1 protein-coding gene and 1 pseudogene are annotated in these 1,180 nt (G+C 66.9%); both read left to right on the top strand.

The features are described from left to right. A pseudogene (locus ACLML9_RS28785) lies at positions 1–377 on the top strand (hypothetical protein); the annotation flags it as partial. After that, a partial coding sequence (locus tag ACLML9_RS28780; protein WP_411948434.1) for a replication initiator occupies positions 377–1,180 on the top strand: 804 nt, incomplete at its 3' end. The pseudogene ACLML9_RS28785 and the gene ACLML9_RS28780, both read left to right, overlap by 1 nt.

Here is a 1,180-nt window from a genome sequence, read left to right as displayed (position 1 = left end):
ACCGGTGGATCACCGACCGGGCCCGGACCAGGTTTTTGACCTGGTGGCGCTACCGCCGCAACTGGGCCCGGCTGATGAAAGCCTGCCGCCTCACCGTCGCCACCGAAACCAGGACCGTCACACCCAAACTGCTCGCGGTCGGCATCGGTCGCGGCACGGATCGGGTGCAGCTGCGGATGCTGGAAGGCCAGTCGCCGGCCGATTTCGAGATGCGCGCCGACACAATCGCCCACGCCTTCAAAGCCGAGCACTGCCGGGCCACCATCATCGGCCCCGCCACCGTCGAACTGCGGTTCCGCTTCGGTGACGCCCTCGCCGAGACGGTGGTGCTGCCTCGGGTGGATCACTGGACCAAGCAGGAAGGACACAGCGCCTGATGGACACTACGGCCTCGACCGATGCCGGGGTCGTCCCGGAGGTCCGGCAGACAGCGGCCCAGCGTCGTAGCCTGCCGGACTTCCGGGATGTCGCCGAAGAACTCGCCGCCCAGGAACACATCTGTGTGCGCCCGATACCGATGCTGGCCTACGACTCCAAGACGCTGACCGAGGAATACGTGGCGGCTCCGTGCAAGTCCACCGTTGCTTCGGTGTGCCCGGCCTGCGCGGACAAAGCACGGTTCCTGCGGATCACCCAATGCCGGGAGGGTTGGCACCTCGACCACGAACCCGAGACCGACAAGACCGACCCGACCGAGCATCAGACCGCGCTGCTGGCGGCCCGGGCCGACTTGTTCGACACCTACCAGCAGGCCAAGGCCGATGGTGATCAGGACATGATGTCCGGGGTCCGGGAAGTCGTGGCCGATCTGGATGCGGAGATGAAAGAGTCCGGGTTCCGCGGTCGTCTCCCGGCCCTGGATATCGAGCCCAAACCCCGGCGGGCCCGCTCCACCCGCCGCCGCCAGGATGTCCCGAACCTGCCCCGGCTCAAGGTCGAGAAAACCACCCTCGGCCGCACCTACGCCGGGCATCAACCGTCGATGTTCATCACGCTCACGATGCCCTCCTACGGTGCCATCAACCGTGACGGCGCGGTCAACGACAAGGGCGAAACAGTCGGGGATGGTTCCCCGGTCAACCCGGACAACTACGACTACCAGCGTGCCGCCCGCGATGTCGTGCACTTCTCGGCGCTCTTCGACCGGTGGATGCAGAACCTCCGGCGGGCGGTCGGCTGG

It is taken from the genome of Nocardia sp. NPDC002869, assembly GCF_046764065.1.
Classification (GTDB): domain Bacteria; phylum Actinomycetota; class Actinomycetes; order Mycobacteriales; family Mycobacteriaceae; genus Nocardia; species Nocardia rhamnosiphila.
The sequence above is the reverse complement of the archived record's forward strand: the minus strand, read 5'-3'. Positions and strand labels throughout refer to the sequence as shown.